We start from the raw sequence: 6,577 nt of genomic DNA on the forward strand, positions 1-6,577 counted from the left end.
TTAATAATTAAGTGGGGTCGTAAAATCAAAAATAAGGGCAATGCGTGTATCACAGTTTAAATGTGCAACAGCTTAGTCAGAGTCAGACAATCTTATTTCCAGCCGACTGGAAAGTCTCTGATTTGGCTGGTTTGACTGATTTGGCTGACTTTGAGGCAAATTTTTGAGCTTCATAGCCATGATAATAGTTGAGTTTATCTCATTTTATAAATATATAACTACTTTCAAATTCACCCCAAAAGAGCAAAATAGGGGCGTAAAGTGACCCCCGCCATTTGAGGATAACTGGTTGCGATCGCTACTCAATAACTGACAATCTATCCATTTGCTTAAAGTGTTTGCTCGACAGGCGAGGGCGTTGTCAGCTCCTTTCTCCCTCTCATTTCTTATAGCTGTATAATATTCAGCTTAGTTTGTATTACAGTTAGCTACATTTGTCATTAAAGCTTAAGAAAGTCTTAAACCTGACCTGGTGGCTAGGATTCCGCATTCATGAGGTGCATTGTTTTTATTTAAAAGTAATAAATAAAGCTTTGTACGGACAAAAACATTGCTTGCTACCGAGAGAGAACCGCCATAACCAGTCCCAACAGGTTATGGCACGAACAGCACAAAAAAGCAGTAAAGGGACAGGAAAATTCAGGCATTTGCAGGATTTTTTCATGTAAATACAGGTAAAGTGCAGTCCCTGCAAATGCCTGTAATCTTAGTGATTTTATACTGCAAACGCCTGACTTTATACTGCACTTGCCTGACTTTTGGGTACACAGAAATTAGCTATTTTTTAGCCTTTTTAACAAAAACTGCATTGATTTAATAGTCAAGTTACAGTATCTAAATTGAATTAAGAATCAAGTTGAGCAAGTGTGAGAAAGTCGGCAACACAGCCGTTATGTAAGCCTTGACAGTTGCATAAATTGCTGTTGTCGGGCCCGCGCTTTGCAATCGGCTAAACTGTTGGTATGAAGGCAGGTTAAGAGCAGACCGTTTAAGGTGTCTTAAGGGCGAGAGCGTCTGTGATCGTTGCAACGCCGGTCAAGTAATGAACGTATCCTGACCTAACGTCACCTTGCAACTCGCATACCTCACCCTGCACCCTGAGCCGATCGCCTTTTTCGACCTAAAATCCCGAAATAAAAATATTTTTCGGGTTTAGCTTCGATCGAACCTCCGATCACAAATTGGACAGGCTGGGTTAACCGCTGGGATAGATTGCATCAAGCTCGAATACTTGGCTGGTGCGAGTACGGGACACGATACGTCGTGGAATATCTAGAGACTAGCAGCAGTGGCGGAAGCTGCAAGCGCAAATCCTAAAATGGTGGAACGGGCGATCGCACGGTTGGAATTTTTGAAGGAATGGGACGCGCTGGAGGAAATTAGAGATGCGCTGGCTTAGCCGTTGGCAGTTGTGTGAAAAAAGGAGATGTGAGTTATGCACAGATTCGCCAGAAAAGTTACACGTAAAGAATTAACGCATAGTAAAAATTTTTCTCATCAGGTTTTGGTCGAGGGCGCGGAGCTAATTGAAAAGGCAAAAGCGGAATTTGACGAAAATGGGTGGGTTTTGTCGGAAACGGCTAACGATATTTTAGAAGCTGAAAGCATTCTCAAAGAGTTTCTATTGGTAGATGGTGCAGGACTTTTGTTCAGAAACATAGATTCTAGTCAATGGTTCCATCTTCATGGCCAAAATATTCGACAGCGGGAAAAAGTACATTACAAACAGTGAATTATCTTATCACTTTTGTGGTCTATGGTCTATGCCGTCGATTTTTTGCTTTATTGCCTGTAACCATTGCACCATACAGCTTTAACTGTGTGGGTGATTTCTTCGATTGCAATCGGAGTTTTCAATTGATTCTGTAACAAAACCTAAAACCGAGGAAAAGTCTAAACCCTCGTTAAAGATTTTAGATGTAAAGATTTTGGGAAACAACACTTAGGAGATATTATGGGAGAAGCAAAGCGGCGACAACAAGTAGATCCAAATTACGGCAAAAAGAAGTTTAAAAATAATATTTCGAGGTTTGATAGTTGGAACGGTCGCTATACGACAGACGGAACTCCAATTACCAGGGCAACGGTGTGGGCGTGTGATGGTTGCTTAACAATTGGAGATAATTATATGATATTTAACAAAGGAGTGTTAGCCGGAAAAATTTATTACCCTACCTCTCTGGAAGGTACGGAAGTGCAATTTAAAGCGCCTTTGACAAGATGGGGTTTGATTGCTAAGCATTATGGCGTACCTATGCCTCTATTTCCTAAAATAGAAAATGGTGTAGCAATTGAATTTTGGGAGTGGGTGCATGATAATAATATTCCCATTAAAAGAGTGAATTGCCCCTTTGAAGCAATGCGCCTTTTATCTCAAAACGTTGTTGCAGTTTTTGTCTATCCACAGACAAATAGACCAAGAGAGAATTCTATTCCCACTCGTCAGATGTAGGATTTTCCGGCTCTCGTGCAGATTTGGCAAACACGGAAATTGTCACATATCCTGACAAGCAGCGAACTCTCTAGCCTGTGTATCGAAAGCTAGATTGTTGAGGCTGAGTTGGTTGCCAAGATACCTAATGCACCGTTGTCTCAAGATGATGCCCCACTTCTGAAAGCTAGAGAGTCAAATAAAAACCAGAAATATTCTGATTTCATGAAAATAAATACTATACAGAGACAAAGGACATGACGCGAGAGAGAGCGGTGCGAAAAATTGAGCAAGCCATCAACGAACAATTGATGGAGCTGAATTTGTCGCGGCTGAATCTGGAAGAATTGCCACCAGAAATTGTCAGGTGTACGTATCTGACAAAGCTTGACCTTGGTAACAATGAGATTACCTTCATCCCAGAGGCGATCGGGCAACTGTCGAACCTGACAGGGCTTCACCTCGATAACAATTAGATTACCTCCATCCCAGAAGTGCTCAAGCAACTGCCAAATCTGAAAATATATGAATAGGCTGAGGGAGCTGTAACAGTCTCCAGCTTTAAAGGGGGAAATTGTTGTTTCCCCCCTTATCAGTTTATAGAAATGGTGCTTTCCTTATTGCCTATCGATTTACCGGGGAATCAAGCAGGAGCAATCAGACTGCCCAACAAGCCGATCGCTCCTGGTTTCTCCGTGGGCAGCAAGGGAAAATCAAAGAGCGGCAGACCTAGGAAAACTTTCGGCAATATGCGTTTTTATAAGTTTTTATGCGTTTTTATGAGATCGCCCCTCACCTTTTAGCTGCTTAAACTCTTCAAATTGCGTCTCGCTAACTATCGCCACAATATCGACCGATGCAAGAAAGGCCCGCCAAAATCCTCCTCAATAGCTGAAGCTACGGCGCGAGATGGGTAGCCGATCACCTGTTTGATTCTATGAGCTCCGTTGTGGGCGATCGAGCTGTCGCTCAAGCCGATCGCTCGCTACCCAGGTGTGACGAGAGCAATTGATGCCAGTGCTGCTACGAAGTTGTCACAACAACAGGAGCAATGTGAACAGCCGGCACAGTCGAAGATCGGATAAAAATCAAGTCGCTTGACACCTAGGATTCCCCATTCATAAGGGTGCATTATTTTTTGTTTGCACGTAAAAGTCACGGTTTGTGATCACAAAACCATTGCTTGCTACCGATAGAGAACAGCGAAAATCAGCCTCAACAGGCAAATGTACGCTCGACACAAAAAAGCAGTAATTTGACCGAAAAAGTCAGGCATTTGCAGGATATTTGCAGGTAAATACAGGTAAAGTGCACCCCCTGCAAATACCTGCTTTCCGCCTGACTTTATACTGCAAACCCCTGACTTTATACTGCAAACCCCTGACTTTAGCTGACGCAACAATTAGCTAATTATTTAGCGTTTTTAACAACAAGTGGATTGACTTAATAGTCAAGTTGTGGCATCGGAATTGAATTAAAAATCAAGTTGAGCAAGTGTGAGAAAATTGGCAGGCAGCTAAAATTTATGAAGCGATTTTGTAGCGTAGTACCCACTATGCCAGCAATAAAGTTGAGGCTGGACTATCTGGTTTTTGCGCTCCGTTGAGGCTGTTCGCGAGTGTAAGGCTTACCTCGATCAAGTGCGAGCTGCCGTCTATTGCTAGCAGTCAACTAAACTATCATCGCCAGCCTTTCAATTCTTTGCAATAGCAAGCGAGTGCGACCTGAAATTTTAGCAACGGGTGAGAGGAAAGCAGGCGCGATTTCGCACAGATTTGCAAGCTCGGCTCGAAACCATCCTGATAAAAATGCTTTCACTTCTTCGTCAGCTTGCTGCACTTCCTCGAACAAACTAAAACGCCCGTCAAGCAATGCCACGATGTCTTCAATATCAGAACTAAAATAAAAGTTACCCCCACCTCTACCAATGAAAGCTTCTATTTTGGAAGCGAGGAGGTAAGGCGTTGAAAAAATTAGGATTTGCCTACCACTTGGAAGTTGGTAGCGAATAGAATTAGCAATGCCCGGCCTGTACCAGCGGTTAGAAAACCCCAGCACCGACTCATCGCACGGCATCACATCAATTGAAATGCCCTCATACTGCCAGCGACATAGGGGTGCGCCTGATTCTGTAGTTTCTTGAAGCCCAAGGGTTCGCAACAAGTTCGAGAAGTTGTAATATTCAGCTCTGGACATGATTTCGACAACACAATCAACATCATCGGTAGGTCGAATGTCAGGAGCAGCCACTTCGTCCAGATACAGGGATATCGTTGCTCCTCCTGTGAAGACGATGGTAGTGCGTACTTGAGAGAGTACCCGGGCGACTGTTTCCAGCATGAATATCTGCTGATTCATAGAGCGACGATCCTTTTTTCAAGTTCGCTAGCGGCTAAACGTTGCTCCCGCACCCGACCAACTCGAATAGCGTCAATCAAGCTGAGCAAGGCATAAAGTTTTGGATCGTTACTGGCAGCTTGTGGGACTGAACGGTACAGAGGCGCGATTGCCTGCCCTCTGACGACACCTTGAGGGTCAGGCCAGACGTAAACCTCAGATGGTGAGGCAACCAGCTTGCTTTTCAATGGCTCAGCAGAATGTGCTGTTGGCAGTCCCCGCGAGAGTGGGCCTGGCTGGGCGTAGAATACATAGCGCAGCCCGTGAACCAAGAATTCCAACACCGCTTGCTTCAAAATTTTCCGCTCGGAGCCATAATACAGACCGGCAGCTTCAGAACGCTCAAGGGCAGCATGAACTTCTGATGCGCTCATGCCCAAGCTTTGAGCGAGAGAACTGTACGTCCAGTTCGTTGAATCCCAACTGTGGACTTTGAGTATTGCAAGGATATCTTGGGGTTTTAGCATAGCGGATGAGCGAGCGCATTGTTTCCTTTATTCTACATTCGCGAATAGCGAATACTCAAGAGGTGGCGACTTTAATTTACCGCAAGGCTTAATTGAAGGGTGTGAGCCATGTAGCGAATACAGCGCTCGCCCCGGTTGCTTGAAGCCGTTTTAGGTAGGAGCGATCGCACTATAAGTTTGAGAAAACTTAGCCGCAACTTTCCTTTACCGGTATCGGTATAAATGGGGGTATAGCCGAGATACGCGCATTCCGAGGACAAGACGTAAAGTTTTTTAAATATAAGACAAAATGACTTGAAGTAGCAAAGCCTGAAATACTTGGCAGTAAAAGATGGACGCTTTTTGGGTCTGTACGAAGGCAGAGTATAACTAATACTCTGCCTTCTCAAACTTGGTTGAATAGTCAGCCAATTTAGGATGCTTTTGTGCTTGCAAGCTTCCTCGAAAGCTACTTAGGGGCTTATTTGTTACGTTTCTTAATATCACGTCCTATTTTGCAAGTATCTCGGCTGTACCCCAAGTATATTTGCATGGGGAAATTTAGGGAGCGAGGGAATCAGGCGACGTAGCCGATGAGAGGAAACTTGACGTAAAGTAGACAGGATGAAAAAATGTAAATAAAAGTTAAGTTTCAATCACTATTATGCTCTTATTAAGAGCTAAAGGCTATCCAGTAAAGACTTACCAACTAAATCACTTACAACTAAACCAAATAACCAAATGTAGCTGATTTTGAGGGACAAAGCTATAATAACTCCTAGGTAGCTAAAAGGTTATAAATTCCAGCACTTCTTGGTGCTCGACAAAAACCACGGCTACCACTCAAACTTAGCTCTCATAATTTTCTCTAGGATTTCGTTCGACAATCACTTGGTCGGGCGAGCGTTGAGTTTTTTCAACGCTCGACAGCCCACAACTAAATAAAATAATACCCTTTGCCAGGAGTTCACCCGAACTCCTTTTTTTGTGTTCATTTTAACGTCGAATTCAATTGAAAGTTTGTTCCCCCAATCAGAAAGGAGTTTTGACATGGCTAAACCCAAACATAAAAGCATGAGGAATCAGCCAGAGATGTATGACGAAATCAAAAAACCCTTCACCTTTAGCCTCACACAAACAGCCGTCAAAGAGCTGGAGCTTCTTGCCAAAATACACGGCATTTCTCGCTCAGAAATTGTTGAACAATTTGCTAGAGGACAGATCAAGTTATACCATTTTGCCAAATAAGTGCTACAATGTCAGGTCAGAAAATTAAGGGATTTTTTATGAAGGTCAACTATCA

General features: G+C 43.4%; 6 protein-coding genes. 4 read left to right on the forward strand and 2 right to left on the reverse strand.

Features of this window, described 5'->3' with window-relative positions:
* Window positions 1–1,435: 1,435 nt before the first annotated feature.
* The 3 genes from QT996_RS27775 to QT996_RS27785 all read left to right on the forward strand — a co-directional run bounded on the left by QT996_RS27775 (window position 1,436) and on the right by QT996_RS27785 (window position 2,907).
* Window positions 1,436–1,732: a hypothetical protein gene (locus QT996_RS27775; protein WP_333050663.1), complete on the forward strand. Its 297-nt coding sequence runs from the start codon at window positions 1,436–1,438 to the stop codon at window positions 1,730–1,732.
* 222 nt (window positions 1,733–1,954) lie between these two features.
* Complete coding sequence (locus tag QT996_RS27780) at window positions 1,955–2,452, forward strand: hypothetical protein (RefSeq protein ID WP_333050665.1); 498 nt, start codon at window positions 1,955–1,957, stop codon at window positions 2,450–2,452.
* Window positions 2,453–2,688: 236 nt separating this feature from the next.
* A complete protein-coding gene (locus tag QT996_RS27785) occupies window positions 2,689–2,907 on the forward strand; it encodes a hypothetical protein (protein WP_333050667.1) in 219 nt (72 codons plus the stop codon).
* 1,195 nt (window positions 2,908–4,102) lie between these two features.
* Here the strand turns inward: QT996_RS27785 and QT996_RS27790 are convergent.
* Together QT996_RS27790 and QT996_RS27795 are read right to left on the reverse strand one after the other, a co-directional pair.
* Window positions 4,103–4,789: a hypothetical protein gene (locus QT996_RS27790; protein WP_333050670.1), complete on the reverse strand. Its 687-nt coding sequence runs from the start codon at window positions 4,787–4,789 to the stop codon at window positions 4,103–4,105.
* Window positions 4,786–5,295 carry a hypothetical protein gene (locus tag QT996_RS27795; protein WP_015179812.1) on the reverse strand — a complete coding sequence of 170 codons (510 nt, stop codon included), beginning with the start codon at window positions 5,293–5,295 and terminating at the stop codon, window positions 4,786–4,788. The genes QT996_RS27790 and QT996_RS27795 overlap by 4 nt, the downstream gene beginning before the upstream one ends.
* 1,029 nt (window positions 5,296–6,324) lie before the next feature.
* Between QT996_RS27795 and QT996_RS27800 the strand changes: the two genes are divergently transcribed.
* Window positions 6,325–6,522, forward strand: coding sequence for a ribbon-helix-helix protein, CopG family (locus QT996_RS27800; RefSeq protein ID WP_333050674.1), 198 nt, complete (start codon window positions 6,325–6,327; stop codon window positions 6,520–6,522).
* Window positions 6,523–6,577 lie beyond the last annotated feature (55 nt).

It is taken from the genome of Microcoleus sp. S13C4, assembly GCF_036700865.1.
Taxonomy (GTDB): Bacteria; Cyanobacteriota; Cyanobacteriia; order Cyanobacteriales; family Microcoleaceae; genus Microcoleus.